A 17,929-nucleotide genomic window follows, 5' to 3' on the forward strand; every position below is an offset into this window, starting at 1 on the left:
TTTGTTTTAAACACCTGTGGTAATCTAAAATCTTTTGCAAATAAGTTAATCTCGCCACCAACGGCGCCAGTACCTTGTGCCGGTGATTGAAACTGGTCAAAAGGATCAGGATTAAAGAATGGTGCGTTACTGCCTGTTAATTGAACAAAACCAACATTCAAACCATTATTGTTGTATGCACCACCTGGCCAAACCAATGGAATACGAGAGGTGAAAATACCTGCACCACCACGAATTTGCGTAGAGTTATCGCCTTTAACATCCCAGTTAAAGCCAATTCTAGGCGATATATTCACGTTGGCATCAATCCCTTGCCCAACTTTAGCACCTAGCATATCTTTACCTGCGTTTTCTAATAATGGAATGGTTCTGTTATTAAAATCGCTATTCACTGCACTATCATCCCAGTAAGGAATATCAAATCTTAAACCAGCAGTAAGACGAAAATTATCAGTTATGTTAACCTCATCCTGAACATAAAAACCAACCTGTAAGAAATCAAACTCCGCTGCTCCTTGAGAATCCTGGCCAAAACCACCTATTAACGAGTAGCCATGACGGTATCTATTTGGGCGGTTGCCATCTAAGAAATCTGTAAGGCTTGAAAAACGGTAATCACCAAAGTTTTGTCTAAAGAAGATATTATTAGAACTTGAAAGCTCAGCATTACCTCCAATGGTTATGGTGTGTCTTCCAGAGTATATTTCAAAATTATTAGTCAAGGTTAATACATCTTGGTCTAATTTATTGGCAGTTGAAAATGGTTCAGATCCAAAGAAAATACTACCTGGTCCATCCTGTATTTCAACTCTAGGAAAATCTCCACCTATTGGCTTTCTATTGTCCCTAACAGAGGTGTAACCAAGAACCAAGTTATTTGAAAATTTGTTTCCTATTTTACTGTTTAACTCTATCGAAGTTGAATTGGTGATAGATGTAAAATCTATACCGCCGTTAAAGAATCTTATATTGCCTGTGTTTGAAGACGGTGCATTTAATTGAACTGCCTTAACGTAAGAGTGTTTAGCGGAAAGCACATTATTCGCATTAAGGTTCCAGTCAATTTTTGCAATCAATTTATCACTAACTAAAGATGATGTATTGTTGGTGAAACCTCCAGCATCATATCCAAAGCTATTAGATAAAAAATTAGATAACTGATTAATTTGATCTGGACTTGAATCACCTATGTATGTTGAAGCATCAAACGGTTGCGGTGTTTCTTCATCTTGTCTTTCGTAGTTAACAAAGAAAAACAATTGATCTTGAATGATTGGTCCACCTAAACGTACCCCATAAATATTAGTGTTGAAATCGTCTAACTTTTGACGACCGTCGTCTCCAGCTAAATCAACAGGAGTTTTTCCAGCCAAATCTTGGTTTCTAAAAAAGGTGTATGCAGAACCTTCCCATGTGTTGGTTCCTGACTTGGTAATGGCATTAATACTACCACCAGCAAAACCAGACTGTCTTACATCAAATGGTGCAACGTTAATTCTAAACGACTCAATAGCATCTAAGGAAATCGGACTCACACCAGTTTGACCACCATTGGTGCCACTTCCAGCTAATCCAAATACATCGTTGTTTACCGCACCATCAATATAAATGGCGTTGTAACGGTTGTTTTGACCTGCAATAGAAATGACATCATCACCAGAAATTTTTGCTTGAGGCGTTAATCTAGCAAAATCGGCAATGTTACGCGAAATCGTTGGCAAGCCTTGAACTTGTCTTCTAGAAACATTGGTTTCAGCACCTGTTTTAGCGTTTCCTGCACCTTCATAAGTAAGAACAACTTCGTCTAAAACATTCGCATCTTCGGACATTTTAACGTTAATTCTTTTAGAATCACCAAGTTGTAAGTATACGTTTTGATCCACATATTCTTGGTAACCAACATATGAAATTGTGATTTTGTAAGGACCACCAACTCTCATACTTGGAATACGGTAAAATCCATCAAAATCGGTCGCCGCTCCGTAAACTGTTCCAGATGGCGTGTGAAGTGCTACAATATTGGCACCTGGTAATGGTTCTCCCTGAGCATCTGTTATCTGACCACCTATAGAGGCAGTAGTAACACCCTGAGCGAAACCTGAAGCTGTGAACAACATGACAGCAACAACGCATAAAAATTGAGTAATTTTTCTCATCGTATAAATATTAATTTTGGTTTTAAAATTTGTGCAAATTTAAGCTTTGTATATTCTGAAACATTACGCTAATGTTAAGAAATCACAAAAAACGAAAGTAATACACTAACCTTCTAAATACCAGATTTTAAAATATTGTTCTCGCAGAACATATTAACAAAAGTTAATAGTAGGATTTGTAGTGTTTTACTAAGGCTGAAGTGGACGCATCGTGTGCCGAAGGTTCTAGATTGTCAAATTCGGATAAAATTTTATTGGCAAGTTCTTTTCCTAATTCTACTCCAAATTGGTCATAGCTGAAAATATTCCATACAATACCTTGAACAAATATTTTGTGCTCGTACATAGCAATCAATTTTCCTAGACTTTCTGGAGTTAGCTTTTCAATAAAATAGGTAGTTGTTGGTCTGTTACCTTCAAATACTTTAAAGAGTGCTAATTTATTTATTTCTAAAGAAGTTGCTCCTTTTAGTCGCAATTCTTGCTCCACTTCTTCTTGAGTTTTACCATTCATTAAAGCTTCGGTTTGGGCAAAGAAATTAGACATGAGCTTGTCTTGATGGTCCTTATTGCCATGAAGCGATGTTGCAAATCCAATAAAATCGGCAGGTATTAATTTGGTTCCTTGGTGAATTAATTGAAAAAATGCATGTTGGGAATTGGAACCTGGCTCGCCCCAAACAATAGTGCCTGTTTGGTAATTTACTTTTTCACCATTGCGCGCTACACCTTTACCGTTGCTTTCCATAATCCCTTGCTGTAAATAGGTTGCAAATTGGTTTAGGTATTGCGTGTAAGGAATAACGGCTTCGGTTTCAACATTGAAAAAATTATTATACCAAACTGTTATTAAAGCAGCCATCACTGGAATATTTTTATCAAAACTGGTATTTTTAAAATGCAAATCCATTTTGTTGGCGCCTTCAAGTAACTTTTCAAAATTATGATAGCCAACAGAAAGTGCAATAGATAAGCCAACGGCGCTCCATAGAGAAAATCGGCCACCAACCCAATCCCACATCGGGAAAATATTTGCTTCGTCAATTCCAAAAGCTTTTACATTTTTAATGTTGGTAGAAACTGCCACAAAATGTTTTGAAACTGCTTCTTTAGGTGCTGTCTCCAAAAACCATTCTCTTATAGAATTAGCGTTTGATAAGGTTTCCTGGGTTGTAAAGGTTTTTGAAACTATTACAAATAATGTTGTTTCAGGATCAAGGCGTTTTATCACCTCTTGAAAATGATCGCCATCTACATTGTTTACAAAATGGGTTTTGAGATGGTTTTTATAGTAAGATAAAGATTCAACTACCATTGCTGGTCCTAAATCGGAGCCACCAATACCAATATTCACGATATCGGTAAAAGATTTATTCGTATGACCTTTAAACTCCCCATTTATCACCGCATCGGCAAATGACTTAATTTTTGATTTTACTTCATAAATTTCCGGTATTACATCAACGCCATCTATTAAAACTGTTTGGTCTCTTTTGGCTCTTAATGCCGTGTGTAGTACTGCTCTGCCTTCGGTTTCGTTGATAATTTCACCATCGAATTTTTTAGTAATGGCTTCTTCAAGTTTTACTTCTTTGGCTAATTTTAGCAATAATTTTTTTGTGGTTTCATCAATTCTGTGTTTTGAAAAATCTACATAGAAATCTTCCCAATTGATAGTGAAGTCTTTGGCCCTGTTACTGTTTTCTGCAAAAAGGGTCCGTAAATGTTTGTGCTCAATACTTTTGAAATGTTCTTGAAGCTGTGTCCATGCTTCGGTGGTGGTTGGATTGATTGATGCTAATGCCATTTATATTTTTTAACTTATGAAGTTCTTGTTGTCGTCTAAAGATTTAACGTCGGGTTTTTCAATTTGAATTTTATCTAATTGAATTTTTATTGGCTTGATAAATTCAATGTAATCTGCCTTTAAATTGTCGGGGATTTTCTCGGCTTCTGGCAGTTTTTCCCTAAATGGATCTACTTGTGCGCCATTTTTCCAAAAACGATAGCAAACATGTGGTCCACCCGTATTACCTGTCATTCCTACAAAACCTATTACATCACCTTGTTTCACGTATTGACCCTTTTTTACAGCTTGCCTGCTCATATGTAAATATTGGGTACTGTAGGTATCGTTGTGTTTAATTTTCACATATTTACCATTACCTCCTTTTTGGGTTGACTCTACAACTGTACCATTGGCAGTAGCTAGGATTTCAGTGCCAATTGGCGCAGCAAAATCAGTGCCTTTATGTGGACGGACTTTATAACCGTAATAGGCTATTCTTCTATTTAAATTATAGCGCGAAGAAATACGACTGAATTTAACCGGTGCCGTTAAAAATGTTTTGCGCAAACTATTGGTGTTTTCATCAAAATAATCGGCAATACCTTTAATGCTATCGATGGTATAATTAAAGGCGTAAAATTCACGGTTGCGGTGTTTAAAATAGGCTGCATCGATGCTTTCTATGCCGGCACTAATAGAGTCGTCGATAAATCGTTGGTTATAAATTATTTTAAATTCATCGCCTTCCTGTAGTTTAAAGAAGTTAATCGTCCAAGCGTAAATATCACTCATGTTGTTAATAAGAAGTCCCGCTTCCGTAATGCCTTGACTAAACATGGCATCGGAAAGATTACTGGTGATAATCCCAGAGGCTTCCCGTTTTTCAATTCTTATAGGCTTGGTTTCTTTGTAGGCATGAATAGAGTCTTCAAACTTAATAACTACATATTCCGTTTTATTTGGTTGATAAATAAAGCATTGCGGCTTTCTTATAGAATCGTTAGAACAAAGTAAGGTGTAAGGCTTTCCTATTTGAAGTTTTCTAATATCGAAGGTGTCTTTAGATTTCTCAACAATATTAAAAATGTGAGGATAGCCAATATTGTTGCGCTCTAGAATAACTCCGAAGCTATCGCCTTTTCTAATGGTATCGCGTTTTACGAAGTAATTGTTCAGGTTAAAGCCGAATTCCATTTGTGGTTCGGGTTCGGCATAGGTTTCGAAGTCGTCTTCTTGAAAGACTTCAACTTTTTCATTTTTACAGGCGGTGCTTACAATAAGACTTAAAATGGCTATTAATACAAATTTTGAACGCATTGGCAGAGGTTTAGAGGTTATTTCCCCAATTTTCTAATTCTATTGAACTCCAAAGTTCAGGAAAAAATATTCTTTTTTGATACTTTGGATGCATATATTTTTTCCAATCGCTACCACCAGTGGCTTCACCATCACCTATTCCACTATCTATGTAATGTTTAGCAGCATTGTAATGTGCCATCACCCAAGTGACATTAACAGTATAATCGTAATGGCGCATGGCATTTATAATTTTTTCGCTTTCTTGATCTTTCTTAGGTAATTCTTTAAAACGTGTCCACAGATTTTTGCTATTATAGGTTTCCATGAAATTTAGAAAATCTTTTTTATATCGGGCTTCAAAATTGACCAGCAATGTGGACTTTTTACCAGTTTTATGATCTTTTCCAGCAGCTTGCCAATACAAATGTTCAAAGGCATGCGTGAATGGCGTGTTGCGATCTATGCTACTTCTAAATCTATAATCAATTAGGTTAATTAATTCAGTAGAAGCAAATTCAATTAATCTGTACTGCGCACTTTGAAAGCCGCTTGCGGGCATAAGTGTGTATCTAAATTTCATGTACTGCTCTACTTCCATACCTTCGCGCATAATATTAAATGAAGTGGTTAGCATATCAAAATAACGACTTATACGCATTAATTTGGATTCGAAAAAATCAATAGTCAAAGTTTCTTTGTCAGCTATTTGTTGAATTTCCCAAAGGATCATTTTAAAAATAAGCTCATTTATTTGGTGGTAAGCGATAAACACCATTTCATCAGGCAAAGTAGTGCGCTGAATTTGAAGTGATAGCAAAGCATCGGTTTGAATATAATCCCAATAAGTAATGGGCTTGCTGTAGAGCAAACCCATTAAATGATCGTCGGTATCTTGATCTATTGCATTATATTTTTCTTCAATGGCACTGATGATATTTTTGTAAGGTTGGTCGCTCATTGGTTTCAATTAATCAAAAATTATTGGCATTGCGTGTTTTAAACCTTTATAACTTTCTAAATCGGCTCTTAACGAACCTACGGCTAAATCGGCTTTGATACGCAAAGGTATTTTATTTTCATCGGCGCTCACCCAAAGGGTTAAGCTTTCTTGCTCCTTAAAAACTCTACCTGCCATTACATAGGGTCTAAAAATAAGGGTATTTATTTTTCCGAATTCCGTTTTAATTGTTTCTCGTCCTAAAAACTTTAATTTGAACTCGAAATTTTCTTCATCAAAAAACATATTGAGTTTTACTTCATCCCCATCTTTTATTTTCTTGGTATCGTAATTATTTCTCAAGTAGTAAAACGCTGAAACCATATCTTGTACATCCTTCTCGGTAGCATAAGTAGCATTCGTTTTATACTTTTTATTGTTGACATGCGCCTTTTGAGCACGTTGATCGAACTCTATTTCTAGGTTTTTAGTATGACCACCTTCATCTATGTCTCTAATAAATTTATAAGGCAATCCTGTTTCCATATCGATATAAGATTCGTAACGGTCTTTCACCTTAAAAAACCATTTAATGGCGCCAGTTGTCCAGCCTTTGCCAACTACATGATAAACTTCCTTATTATTTAATTTAGAAGTTTTCACTTCTAGGGTTGCATTGCCGGCTTTCAGCCAACCGCTATAACTCATTTTAAATTTAAACCATTCACCTTCTTGAAAGGCAGATTTTTTTTGAGCAAACCCAAATTGCAGCGCAAATAGAACGACAATTAAAACGATATATTTCTTCATAGTTTGAGGCATTGATACTAAACTAAAAAAGAATCTAAATTATTATAGATTATGTTTTTAATCTGAAATTACAATTACCGTTCCAAAAATATTAAAAAAAGAAACTCCGCAAGAAAAGCTGCGGAGTTTTTAATGATATCTTAAAGTGTACCTCTTTTAGATTGTTCCCTTTCAATTGATTCAAACAGGGCTTTAAAGTTGCCTGCTCCAAATCCTTTTGCTCCCATTCGTTGAATAATTTCGAAAAACAAGGTGGGTCTGTCTTCAACCGGTTTGGTGAAGATTTGAAGCAAATAACCATCTTCATCAGCATCTACTAAAATAGACAGCTTTTGAAGTTCGGCAATATCTTCCTTCATCATGTCCATATGGATTCCTAACCTTCTAGGAATATCGTCGTAATAGGCCTGTGGCGGTGGCGGTAAAAATTCTACACCGCGGGCTTTAAGTTGCGCTACAGTTTTAATAATATCATCGGTGGCAACGGCTAAATGTTGCACACCAGAACCTTCGTAAAAATCGAGGTATTCTTCAATCTGAGATTTTTTTGCTGCTTTGGCAGGTTCGTTTATTGGGAATTTAATTCGGCCATTGCCGTTGCTCATCACTTTACTCATTAAGGCTGAATATTCGGTGTGAATTTGCTTATCGTCAAACGACAAGAAATTGACGAAGCCCATGACTTCCTCGTACCAATTAACCCAAGTATCCATTTCGCCCCAACCTACATTGCCTACCATGTGGTCGATATACTTTAAACCTACCGGTTCAGGATTGTAATCTGATTCCCATTTAGCAAATCCTGGCAAAAACAAACCGTTATAATTTTTGCGCTCAACAAACACATGAACCGTTTCGCCATAGGTATAGATACCTGAACGGACTACTTCGCCATATTCGTCTTTTTCAACTGTTGGCTCCATAAAAGGTTTAGCGCCGCGCTGGGTGGTTTCATTAAAGGCAGCTGTGGCATCTTCAACCCAAAGCGCAATTACTTTAACGCCATCGCCATGTTTTACCAGGTGCTGATTAATGGGCGATTGACTATTAAGTGGCGTTGTTAAAACCAGTTTTATTTTGTCTTGTTTTAGTACATAACTCACGTGATCTCGTGAGCCAGTTTCTAAACCTTTGTAGGCATAAGACTGAAAACCAAAAGCTGTCTTGTAATAATGGGCAGATTGCTTGGCATTACCCACATAAAATTCTACATAATCGGTTCCTAATAAAGGCAAAAAGTCTTGTGCGCCTTCAAATATTTTTTCTAAACCGTAATTTACTGATGTTACTTGTTTACTCATTGTTGTTTATTTATGAAAAAAGAATAGAGAAAAGAGAAAATAGACCTTAAAGCTTATTTTGATGACTTACAGTTATTTTTTGAAAATCCTGCTATTTCTTTTGATTTTGATTTAGTTTTCGGTAATTGTATTGTGCTGTTTAAATGCAAGTATTAATTCTATTTAAAGTTAAAAAGGTGAACCGAGATAACTAAACAGTTAAATAGGAAAATAATTTATCCGATCTTGCTGAAACCTCTGCAACATTGCTTAGTTTAGATAAAGAAACTATTCTAATTTGAAAACCTAATTTTCGAGTTTACTCAAATTATCCAATTTCTTTATTCTCTATTCTCTCTGTTCTATTTTCTTACTAAAGCCACGACTTAAAATAGTCTTCGTCGGCTATTTTAAGCGCGTCTTCTGTGATTTTTAGCGGTTTAAAGGTATCCACCATTACCGCTAACTCGTCTGTTTTTACTTTGCCAATACTGCGTTCAACTGAACCTGGATGTGGACCATGCGGAATGCCCGCAGGATGTAACGAAATATGACCAGCAGCCACATCGTTTCGGCTCATAAAATCACCATCAACATAATATAACACCTCATCGCTGTCGATATTGCTGTGATTGTACGGCGCCGGAATAGATTGCGGATGGTAATCGTATAAACGCGGCACAAAACTACAAACTACAAAAGCATCGGTTTCAAAAGTTTGATGTACAGGTGGTGGTTGGTGAATACGTCCAGTAATAGGTTCAAAATCGTGAATTGAAAAGGCATAGGGATAATTAAATCCGTCATAACCTACCACATCAAATGGATGTGAGGCGTACACCATTTCAAAAATATCATTTTGCTTTTTGACTTTGATTAAAAAATCGCCATTCTCATTATGTGTTTCTAATTCTTGAGGACGACGGATATCGCGTTCGCAAAATGGCGAATGTTCTAGTAATTGTCCAAACCAATTTCGGTAACGTTTGGGTGTATAAATTGGGCGTCGCGATTCTACAATAAACAACCTGTTGTCATCGGTATCAAAATCTATTTTATAAATAATCCCGCGTGGCACAAGCAAATAATCACCGTATTTAAAATCGAGATTCCCCAAATGCGTTCTTAATTTTCCGTTGCCTTTGTGTATAAATATAAGCTCGTCGGCATCGGTATTCTTATAAAAATAATCTTTGATAGAATGTTTTGGCGCTGCCAAAATAATGCTACAATCGCTATTGGTAAGAACAGTTTTTCTGCTGTCTAAATAATCATTTTCGGGTTTTACCTGAAAGCCTCGTAAGCGATAAGATTGAATGGAATTGGCCTTGGCAATTTTTGGTGCCATGCTGTATTGCTTTCTAATTTCCTTAACCTGTGTAGGTCTTTGCTCGTGGTAACTGTTGGTGTACATACCATCAAAGCCTATTGTACCAAAGAGTTGTTCGCTGTACAAACTGCCGTCGGGTTTGCGGAACTGTGTGTGGCGTTTGGGTGGAATGTTTCCTAGTTTATGATATAGTGGCATTTTTTTTAGTTATGAGTTGTGAGTTCTGAGTTCTGAGTTTTTGAGTTTATACTCGCTTTTCATTTTACAAACAAAAAATTAAATACTTCAATAAAGATAAGGAATTTAAAGATTCCTTAGAATTTACTTTATGAATATGGCAGGTAAGTTGAAATAACTTGAAAGAGATTTCCACATGATGGTTATATAAATACAAGATGAGTATTGGAGTTTACTTGTACTAGATTCCTGCTTTTGCAGGAATTATTCAGGGTTTCTCTTAATGAGAAACTGTAAGTGTCGTAATAAGTCTGCCCAGAAGTTTGCCATAGTTTTACAAATATCGTAAATTTATTTGATTCGAAAAGTTGGTTCATCAGAATGTAGTTTATTACCTTCTATGAATGAGATACATTTAAAAGTTAACAATACTTTTAAATAGTTCGGTTTTGGGGGAAGCTTACATAATTTGTAATTTTACAATAAGTCAATTGAAACATCTGATATTTTTTCACGATAATTCTTGGACTATACAGGAATATTGGAATCTGCCTGAATGAGATTCCTGCTTTCGCATGAATTAATCAAAACCAAAAGCCCAAATTAAAGTACCAAAAACCTTTGCTTAATTCTGGTGACCTAGCGTACCTTACTTCTATTGGGCCTAAAAACGTTTCGGTACCACAACCAATAGTATAGCCGCTGTAGGAAGGTGTGTTGATCCAATTACCAGAGTCAAACAAATCCGTATCAATATTGGCATAATTAGCAGCAAGAATAATGTAACTTTTTTTAAAAATTTCGTAATTCGCCGTTATGGTTGCTTTTACAAAACTATTACCAGTTAGCGAAATAAAATCATAGCCGTAGAAGGACGAAAAGTTATTGATAAAATTGTTGGCATAGCCACCGATGGCAAAATCTAAAAAATTGGTTGATTTATCTCCAAGTTGAAATCCACCAGAAGATTCTAAGAGCATTGCCAGCTTATTCGTAACGCTAAACGCATAGCCGATATCGGCCTTGGCAATCGAAAAGTTAGAAAAATTTTGATTAAATCTTGACGCACCAACATACCAATGTAAATCACCATTAAAATAAACGCCTTTTTTAGGAAAATATCTATTATCATAGGTATCGAGTTTTAAGTCGCCAAAAAGACTAAAATAGTCGGTGTTTTCAAAAATAACATCCTCCTCTTGATTAGCAGACAAGAGTGTTTCTGATTTAATTTTTAAGCGTTTATGCTCAAAACCTAATGTAAGCGCAAAATCTTGAGCAAAAAGTGTCTGCACATAAATTTGATTGGTTTGGTCTTGTAATTCCGCTTCAATTTTATTAAGTCCTTCTCTTAATGGATTGTTTTCTTCTAAAACTAAGTCGACATTTACATTGCGGTGAAATTGATTAAATCGAGAGCGCAGTCCAAAACTTAAATAAAATCCTTTGTCAATGAAATAATCAAAGTTATAACGCACGTTATCGCCAAAAATCAGGTCTAAGGATAATATATCGTTATTGGTTAGAAATCTCTTTTTTGTAAAATTAACCAAAGCAGCACTTTTGTATAGATCGTCGTAATGCAATCCAAACCTTAAGAAAGTAGTATTGGGCGTTTCTAAAAGTTTTGCATTTAAAGTATAAGCGTCTTCGTTATTGGTGGGTTCAAGATTGTATCTAAAAAATTCGAAATTATTAGTAGCGACCAAATTGGTAACCCCATCTAAAAACTTCTGATAGCTTATCTTTTCCGGATTCCTCAATTTTAATTTTCCTAATAAGTACGATCTGGTATAACGTTCATTTCCTTTAATTAATTTGTACTTTATGGTGAGGCTGTCTTTGATAACTACATTTGGCTTGGCGGCAATTCTAGAAGATTTTTTTGCTAACTTGTTTAAATCTTCATTTTTTAGCAAGGCTGCCTCCAAACCACTTTTTATGATGGCGTCACCACTATCAAATGAAATAACATTAAATAACGAAACATCGGGTTTAATATAAACATCTGCAAGTTGTGCTTTGTTGCGCATGGCTTCAATAGTTCTAAAATTATTGATTTGAAGCAAAATATCTTGAGCACCTGTTAATGCTTCTCTATCTTTTAAATCATCTTGAACATCTACGCCAATAATGATATCCATCCCTTTTGCCTTTAACTCGGCAATTGGAAAGTTGTTTACCACGCCACCGTCAATATATAGTTCGTCATCAATATTAACTGGCTGAAACAATGATGGCAATGCGCCACTTGCTAAAACAGCTTCGGCTAAATTTCCTGAGCCTAAAATAACCCCTTGCCCGGTTTCAACATTTGTTGCTACGCAGAAAAACGGAATTGGTAGCTGGTCAAAATCATCAATATCTGCTACATGTAAGGTTAAATGATACAGTAAATTATACACGTTTTGTCCTCTAGATAATGCTTTAGGTAAATTTATTTTGAAATTTTCAAAGGGTAAAGTGACAGCATATTTTTCTGAGTTTTCGCGTTCGTACAGCGATGCCGACTCTCTTGGGAATCTATCATTTATTAAAATGTCAAAGTCGGTACTTTTAAAAATAGAATCCAGCTGTTTTCCCGAATAACCTGAGGCATAAAGTGACCCAATAATAGCGCCCATACTAGTACCAGCAACATAATCGATTTTTATACCTAAACTATCAATAACCTTTAAAACACCTATATGTGCAAAGCCTTTGGCGCCACCACCACTTAAAACAAGACCAATTTTTGGTGATTGTTCCTCTTGACCCATTAATTTTGGAAGCACCAAAAAGGAAAGTGATAGTATGATTACAAGTTTTTTCACGCTTTACTATAATATTCCTTTATTTTAGAAGCTCTTGAATGACCAACAATAGCGGATAAATCTTCCTTTGAGGCTTCTTTAATTCTTTTTACAGATTTAAACACCTTCATTAATTCTACAATAGTTTGTTCACCTATGCTATCTATGTCTTGTAGCTCTGAATTTAATGCCGATTTACTGCGTTTATTTCTGTGGTGCTCTATTCCAAAACGGTGTGCCTCATTTCTTAATTGCTGAATAATTTTCAAGGTTTCGCTTTTCTTGTCTAAATATAATGGAATTGAATCGTTTGGGTAAAATATTTCTTCTAAACGTTTGGCAATTCCGATAATTGCAATTTTATCTTTTAAATTTAAGAGCTCTAAACTTTTAACGGCAGACGACAGTTGTCCCTTGCCACCATCGATTACTACAAGTTGGGGAAGCGGCTGGTCTTCTTCTACCAATCGCTTGTAGCGTCGGTACACAACTTCTTCCATAGAGGCAAAATCATCTGGTCCTTCCACAGTTTTAATGTTGAAATGGCGGTAATCTTTTTTGCTGGGTTTTCCGTTTTTAAATACCACACATGCAGCCACTGGATTAGTGCCTTGAATGTTTGAGTTGTCAAAACACTCAATATGTCGAGGTTCAGAACTCAAACGCAAATCGGACTTCATTTGCGCCATTATGCGTTTTACATGGCGGTCTGGATCTACAATTTTAACCTGTTTTAATTGCTCCATTCGGTAGTACATGGCATTGCGTCTGGATAGATCTAATATGTGTTTTTTATCGCCCAACTTCGGAATGGTAATTTTAAGTTCTTCGCCCAAGTCCACATGAAACGGTACATACAATTCTTTAGATTTTGAATGGAATCGATGTCTTATTTCGATAATTCCTAATTCTAGTAATTCTTCGTCGGTTTCATCAAGTTTTTTCTTCAATTCTAAAGTATGTGATCTAATAATCGAGCCGTAAGATAATTGCAGAAAATTAATGTAACCATAACTTTCATCGCTCACAATCGAAAACACATCAACATTACTAATTTTTGGATTAACAACTGTAGATTTCGCTTGATAATTAAGCAAGACTTCTAGTTTTTCTTTTATTTTTTGAGCGTCTTCAAATTGCATATTTTCAGCATAAGATTGCATTTGCTTTTTGAAATTGCTGAGAGAATCTTTAAAATTTCCTTTTAAAATTTCCTTAATGGCATCGATATTCGAATGGTAATATTGCTCCGTTTCCAAGCCTTCACACGGTCCCTTACAGTTTCCTAAGTGATATTCTAAACACACTTTGTATTTGCCTGCATTTATTTTTTGTTCAGATAAATCGTATTTGCAGGTTCTAATATGGTATAAACCCTTAATCAAATCTAATAGGGTTTTAATGGTTTTCATGCTGGTATATGGCCCAAAATATTCGGAGCCATCTTTAATAACACGTCTTGTAGAAAAAACTCTTGGGAAACGCTCGTTCTTTATGCAAATCCAAGGGTAGGATTTGTCGTCCTTCAACAATACATTATAACGTGGCTGGTGCTTTTTTATAAGATTATTTTCCAGTAAAAGCGCATCGGTTTCAGTTTCAACAACTATGTGTTTAATTTCTGAAATTTTTTTAACCAGGACTTTAGTTTTGCCATAGTCATGGTTTTTTGTGAAGTAGGAACTAACGCGTTTCTTTAAATTTTTAGCCTTTCCAACGTACAAAATTTTGCCTTCCTTATCGTAATATTGATAAACTCCAGGAGCATCCGGCAGGGTTTGAATTTGTAATTCTATTGGGGTAGATTGCATAGTTTCAAAAGTAACAATTAAAGATAGGAGTAATTTAACAGTTTAAAAAAAATATTGTTATGGCGCCTTAATGTTCAACTTTATATTACTTTCGTAAGTCTTTAAATCATTACTTTGAACAAACAAAAATTAGGCAGAACAGACATTGTTAATTTCCCAGATTTAAATCTTTACAATATTAGTGTAAAAATTGACACAGGGGCTTACACTTCTGCCATTCATTGTTCTGAAATTATTGAGGAAAACAACCTTTTGAAATGTGTCTTTTACGATAAAGATCATCCAGATTACAATGCTGAGCCCATTATTTTCAACACCTACAGCACTACTGGTGTAAAGAGTAGCAACGGATTTAAAGAAAACCGATTTAAAATAAAATCAACCATTGAATTATTTGGTAAAACCTATAAGATTAACCTAACTTTAAGCACTAGAGACGACATGAAATTCCCAGTTTTGATTGGAAGACAATTTTTAAAACGGAAATTTTTAGTAGACGTCGATTTAGAAAATGTATCCTTTAACAGTCCTTTAAAATGAATATTGTAATACTCTCCAGAAACCCTAGATTATATTCTACCAAGCGTTTGGTAGAAGAAGGACTCATCCGAGGTCACGAAGTAGAAGTGATAGACCCGCTAAAATGCGATATTATTATAGAAAGTGAAAAACCAACTATATATTACAAAGATCGATACCTCGATTATGTTGATGCTGTTATTCCGAGAATTGGGGCGTCAATCACCTTTTTTGGTTGCGCAGTTGTGCGACAGTTTGAAATGATGGGTGTATTTTCGACTGTAACCTCCGATGCGATTATAAGGTCTCGTGACAAACTTCGCAGCTTTCAGCGTTTATCAAAGGCCAATATTGGCATGCCAAAGACCGTTTTTACCAACTACTCTCGCGATGTTGAAGAAGTCATTTCGCATGTTGGTGGTACACCCGTTATTATAAAACTACTAGAAGGCACCCAAGGTTTAGGTGTTGTTTTGGCCGAAACCAAAAATGCGGCAGAATCGGTGTTGGAAGCTTTTAACGGACTTCAAGCCCGAGCATTAGTACAGGAATACATTCAAGAAGCCAAAGGTGCGGATTTAAGAGCTTTTATTGTTGATGGTCAAGTTGTTGGGGCTATGAAACGCCAAAGTAAAGAAGGTGAATTTCGATCTAACTTACACCGCGGCGGTAGCGCCAATTTGATTAAATTATCAACTGAAGAACTGAAACTTGCTATTAAAGCAGCACATGCTTTAAAACTACCTGTATGTGGTGTAGATATGTTGCAATCGCAGCGCGGTCCGTTAATTATGGAAGTCAACTCAACTCCAGGACTTGAAGGCATTGAAGAAGCTACAAACAAGAATATAGCACGAGCTATCATCACTTTTATTGAAAGAAGCCGAAAATAAATGAGCCAGTTAGACACATTAACCATCTTAGGCGTAAACATTACGCCCGGACAAACCAAGGAGCTGAGTTTTAATGTCGCTAAACTACATACCCAAAACTCAATAGACATTCCGGTAATTATCAACCGTTCAAAAAAACCTGGGCCAACTATATTAATTACCGCAGGAATCCACGGGGATGAAGTAAATGGTGTAGAAATAGTAAGGCAACTAATTGCCAAAGGCATCAACAAACCCAAAAAAGGTACTATTATTTGTATTCCACTTATTAATGTTTTTGGTTTTATTCAAATGAATAGAGTGTTTCCTGATGGTCGAGATTTAAATCGGGTGTTTCCAGGTAGCGAAAATGGCTCCTTGGCTAGTAGGGTAGCCCATCAACTTATGACGGAAATTGTGCCTTACGCTGATTTAGTATTGGATTTTCACACTGGTGGTGCTGGCCGATTTAATGCACCTCAAATACGCATTGTTGAAAATGAAGAAAATTTAAAAAAATTGGCACAAATTTTTGGCGCACCATTTGTGCTTTATGCTAAAAACTTAAATAAGTCATTCAGGAATTCGTGTTATAAATTGAACATTCCCATTTTACTTTTTGAAGGAGGAAAATCCTTTCATATTGATACCAATGTAACCAACTCTGCTGTTAACGGTACCAAAAGAATTCTGGCACATTTTGGTATGTTGAAGAAAAACTTCAAAGCTTCAAAACCCAAAAAGGAAACAGTTATTATTTCACAAAGCAGTTGGCTTAGAGCTAAATATTCTGGGCTATTCAAGGCTTCGGTAGACATTGGTAGTTCTGTAAACACGGACGACGTAATTGGTAATATTACCGATCCTTATGGAAAATTCAACTTTTTTGTGAGAGCTAACCATAGTGGTTACATTCTAAATGTAAATCATTCTCCTATCGTTTATCAGGGTGATGCATTGTTTCATATTTCAACCCAATTGGCAGATGAACAAATCACAACTAAGACAACTTTATAAAGAAAAGCGTGCACAGCTATCTGAAGCCGAAATTGAAACATTCAGTTTAGACATTGCAAATCAATGTTTAAACTTGCCAATTTGGAATTTAAATTGCTATCACATTTTTTTAAGTATTGAAACCCAACACGAAATTAACTCCGTGTTTTTACTCAATATTTTACAGGGAAAAGACAAAACAGTTGTGGTGCCAAAAACAGATTTTTCAAGCTCAACTTTAAAACATTATTTGTTGGACGATAACACTAAACTCGCCATTAACAAATATGGTATTCCCGAACCAGTAAATGGCATACTCATCAACGAACAACAAATAGATGTTGTATTTGTGCCGCTATTAGCTTTTGACAACACAGGCAACAGGGTTGGATATGGGAAAGGTTTTTACGACAAGTTTTTATCGAATTGCAAAGCAGATTGTTTAAAAATTGGACTTAGTTTTTTTGAAGCTGAAGATAAGATTGAAGACATCAACGCTACCGATATCAAACTTGATTATTGCGTTACTTCTAGTGAAGTTTATAGGTTTTAATACACTCATTAACCTAGTTTTTTAATTAACTCAACTTTCGAATTAACCTGAAAAAGTTGATATATTCTTTTTTGATAGCTTTTTACAGTATTAACGCTGATATGAAGTGAATCTGCGGCTTCCTTATAAGAAAGTCCAGTTACAAATGCTTTCAACAGGTCAAATTCGCGATCGGACAAACAAATATTAAAATGTTCGGAAACAAAACTGCGGCTCAGGGTAGATTTTTGGGTTTCGGAATTATGCTTATGTAATGCAACGTCAATATTTACTTTCAAATCAAATTCATTAAAAGGTTTTACAATATAACCGTATGGTAGCGTAGCTTTGGCTTTTTCTAGAGTATAATCATCACTAGAGGCGGTAAGATAGATAAAAGGTATGCGATATTTCTCTTTGATTAATGTTGCTAAATCAATGCCATCTAAGCTGCCTTTAATATTGATATCTAGTAAAACTAAATCGATATCTGGATTGGCAATGGCATCTAACGCCCGATCGCCATTCATTACAATACCAACAACCGTATGACCTAATCTTTCTAAATTGGTTTTAATGTCTTCGGCGATGAGACCTTCATCCTCTACTATTAAAATCTTGGCCTTCAT

Annotated in this window: 14 protein-coding genes; 4 read left to right on the forward strand and 10 right to left on the reverse strand. The window is 35.7% G+C overall.

The genetic code is table 11. The features are described from left to right. The 9 genes from V7Z48_RS09605 to uvrC form a co-directional block, all read right to left on the reverse strand. Positions 1 to 2,156: TonB-dependent receptor (locus tag V7Z48_RS09605; protein WP_334113208.1), on the reverse strand; the 2,156-nt coding region annotated here is incomplete at its 3' end. A 163-nt stretch (positions 2,157 to 2,319) separates the two neighbouring features. After that, positions 2,320 to 3,963: a glucose-6-phosphate isomerase gene (gene pgi / locus V7Z48_RS09610; protein WP_334113209.1), complete on the reverse strand. Its 1,644-nt coding sequence runs from the start codon at positions 3,961 to 3,963 to the stop codon at positions 2,320 to 2,322. Positions 3,964 to 3,972: 9 nt separating this feature from the next. Next, positions 3,973 to 5,262 carry a peptidoglycan DD-metalloendopeptidase family protein gene (locus tag V7Z48_RS09615; RefSeq protein ID WP_334113210.1) on the reverse strand — a complete coding sequence of 430 codons (1,290 nt, stop codon included), beginning with the start codon at positions 5,260 to 5,262 and terminating at the stop codon, positions 3,973 to 3,975. 10 nt (positions 5,263 to 5,272) lie between these two features. Beyond that, complete coding sequence (locus tag V7Z48_RS09620; RefSeq protein ID WP_334113211.1) at positions 5,273 to 6,202, reverse strand: tryptophan 2,3-dioxygenase family protein; 930 nt, start codon at positions 6,200 to 6,202, stop codon at positions 5,273 to 5,275. Positions 6,203 to 6,211: 9 nt separating this feature from the next. Next, positions 6,212 to 6,991, reverse strand: coding sequence for a DUF3108 domain-containing protein (locus V7Z48_RS09625; RefSeq protein ID WP_334113212.1), 780 nt, complete (start codon positions 6,989 to 6,991; stop codon positions 6,212 to 6,214). Between the two features lie 140 nt (positions 6,992 to 7,131). Beyond that, positions 7,132 to 8,292, reverse strand: coding sequence for a 4-hydroxyphenylpyruvate dioxygenase (gene hppD, locus V7Z48_RS09630; protein ID WP_334113213.1), 1,161 nt, complete (start codon positions 8,290 to 8,292; stop codon positions 7,132 to 7,134). Positions 8,293 to 8,644: 352 nt separating this feature from the next. Continuing rightward, on the reverse strand, positions 8,645 to 9,799 hold the full coding sequence (locus V7Z48_RS09635; RefSeq protein WP_334113214.1) for a homogentisate 1,2-dioxygenase: 1,155 nt from the start codon (positions 9,797 to 9,799) through the stop codon (positions 8,645 to 8,647). 563 nt (positions 9,800 to 10,362) lie between these two features. Next, entirely contained in the window at positions 10,363 to 12,537 is a 2,175-nt protein-coding gene (locus tag V7Z48_RS09640) for a patatin-like phospholipase family protein (protein WP_428850254.1), read from the reverse strand. Between the two features lie 50 nt (positions 12,538 to 12,587). After that, positions 12,588 to 14,381, reverse strand: a complete 1,794-nt coding sequence (gene uvrC, locus V7Z48_RS09645) for an excinuclease ABC subunit UvrC (RefSeq protein ID WP_334113216.1) — start codon at positions 14,379 to 14,381, stop codon at positions 12,588 to 12,590. A gap of 114 nt (positions 14,382 to 14,495) precedes the next feature. Between uvrC and V7Z48_RS09650 the strand changes: the two genes are divergently transcribed. The 4 genes from V7Z48_RS09650 to V7Z48_RS09665 are packed head-to-tail and all read left to right on the forward strand — an operon-like array spanning position 14,496 to position 17,321. Further along, positions 14,496 to 14,921, forward strand: coding sequence for an ATP-dependent zinc protease family protein (locus V7Z48_RS09650; RefSeq protein WP_334113218.1), 426 nt, complete (start codon positions 14,496 to 14,498; stop codon positions 14,919 to 14,921). Then, on the forward strand, positions 14,918 to 15,793 hold the full coding sequence (gene rimK / locus V7Z48_RS09655; RefSeq protein ID WP_334113219.1) for a 30S ribosomal protein S6--L-glutamate ligase: 876 nt from the start codon (positions 14,918 to 14,920) through the stop codon (positions 15,791 to 15,793). The genes V7Z48_RS09650 and rimK overlap by 4 nt, the downstream gene beginning before the upstream one ends. Then, complete coding sequence (locus V7Z48_RS09660; RefSeq protein WP_334113220.1) at positions 15,794 to 16,789, forward strand: succinylglutamate desuccinylase/aspartoacylase family protein; 996 nt, start codon at positions 15,794 to 15,796, stop codon at positions 16,787 to 16,789. It abuts the gene before it with no gap. Beyond that, positions 16,758 to 17,321, forward strand: coding sequence for a 5-formyltetrahydrofolate cyclo-ligase (locus V7Z48_RS09665; protein WP_334113221.1), 564 nt, complete (start codon positions 16,758 to 16,760; stop codon positions 17,319 to 17,321). Before V7Z48_RS09660 ends, V7Z48_RS09665 begins: the two co-directional genes overlap by 32 nt. An 8-nt stretch (positions 17,322 to 17,329) precedes the next feature. Here V7Z48_RS09665 and V7Z48_RS09670 read toward each other — a convergent pair whose 3' ends face one another. Then, on the reverse strand, positions 17,330 to 17,929 hold the full coding sequence (locus V7Z48_RS09670) for a response regulator transcription factor (RefSeq protein ID WP_334113222.1): 600 nt from the start codon (positions 17,927 to 17,929) through the stop codon (positions 17,330 to 17,332).

This window comes from Paucihalobacter sp. (assembly GCF_036825875.1).
In the GTDB taxonomy this organism is placed as follows: domain Bacteria; phylum Bacteroidota; class Bacteroidia; order Flavobacteriales; family Flavobacteriaceae; genus Paucihalobacter.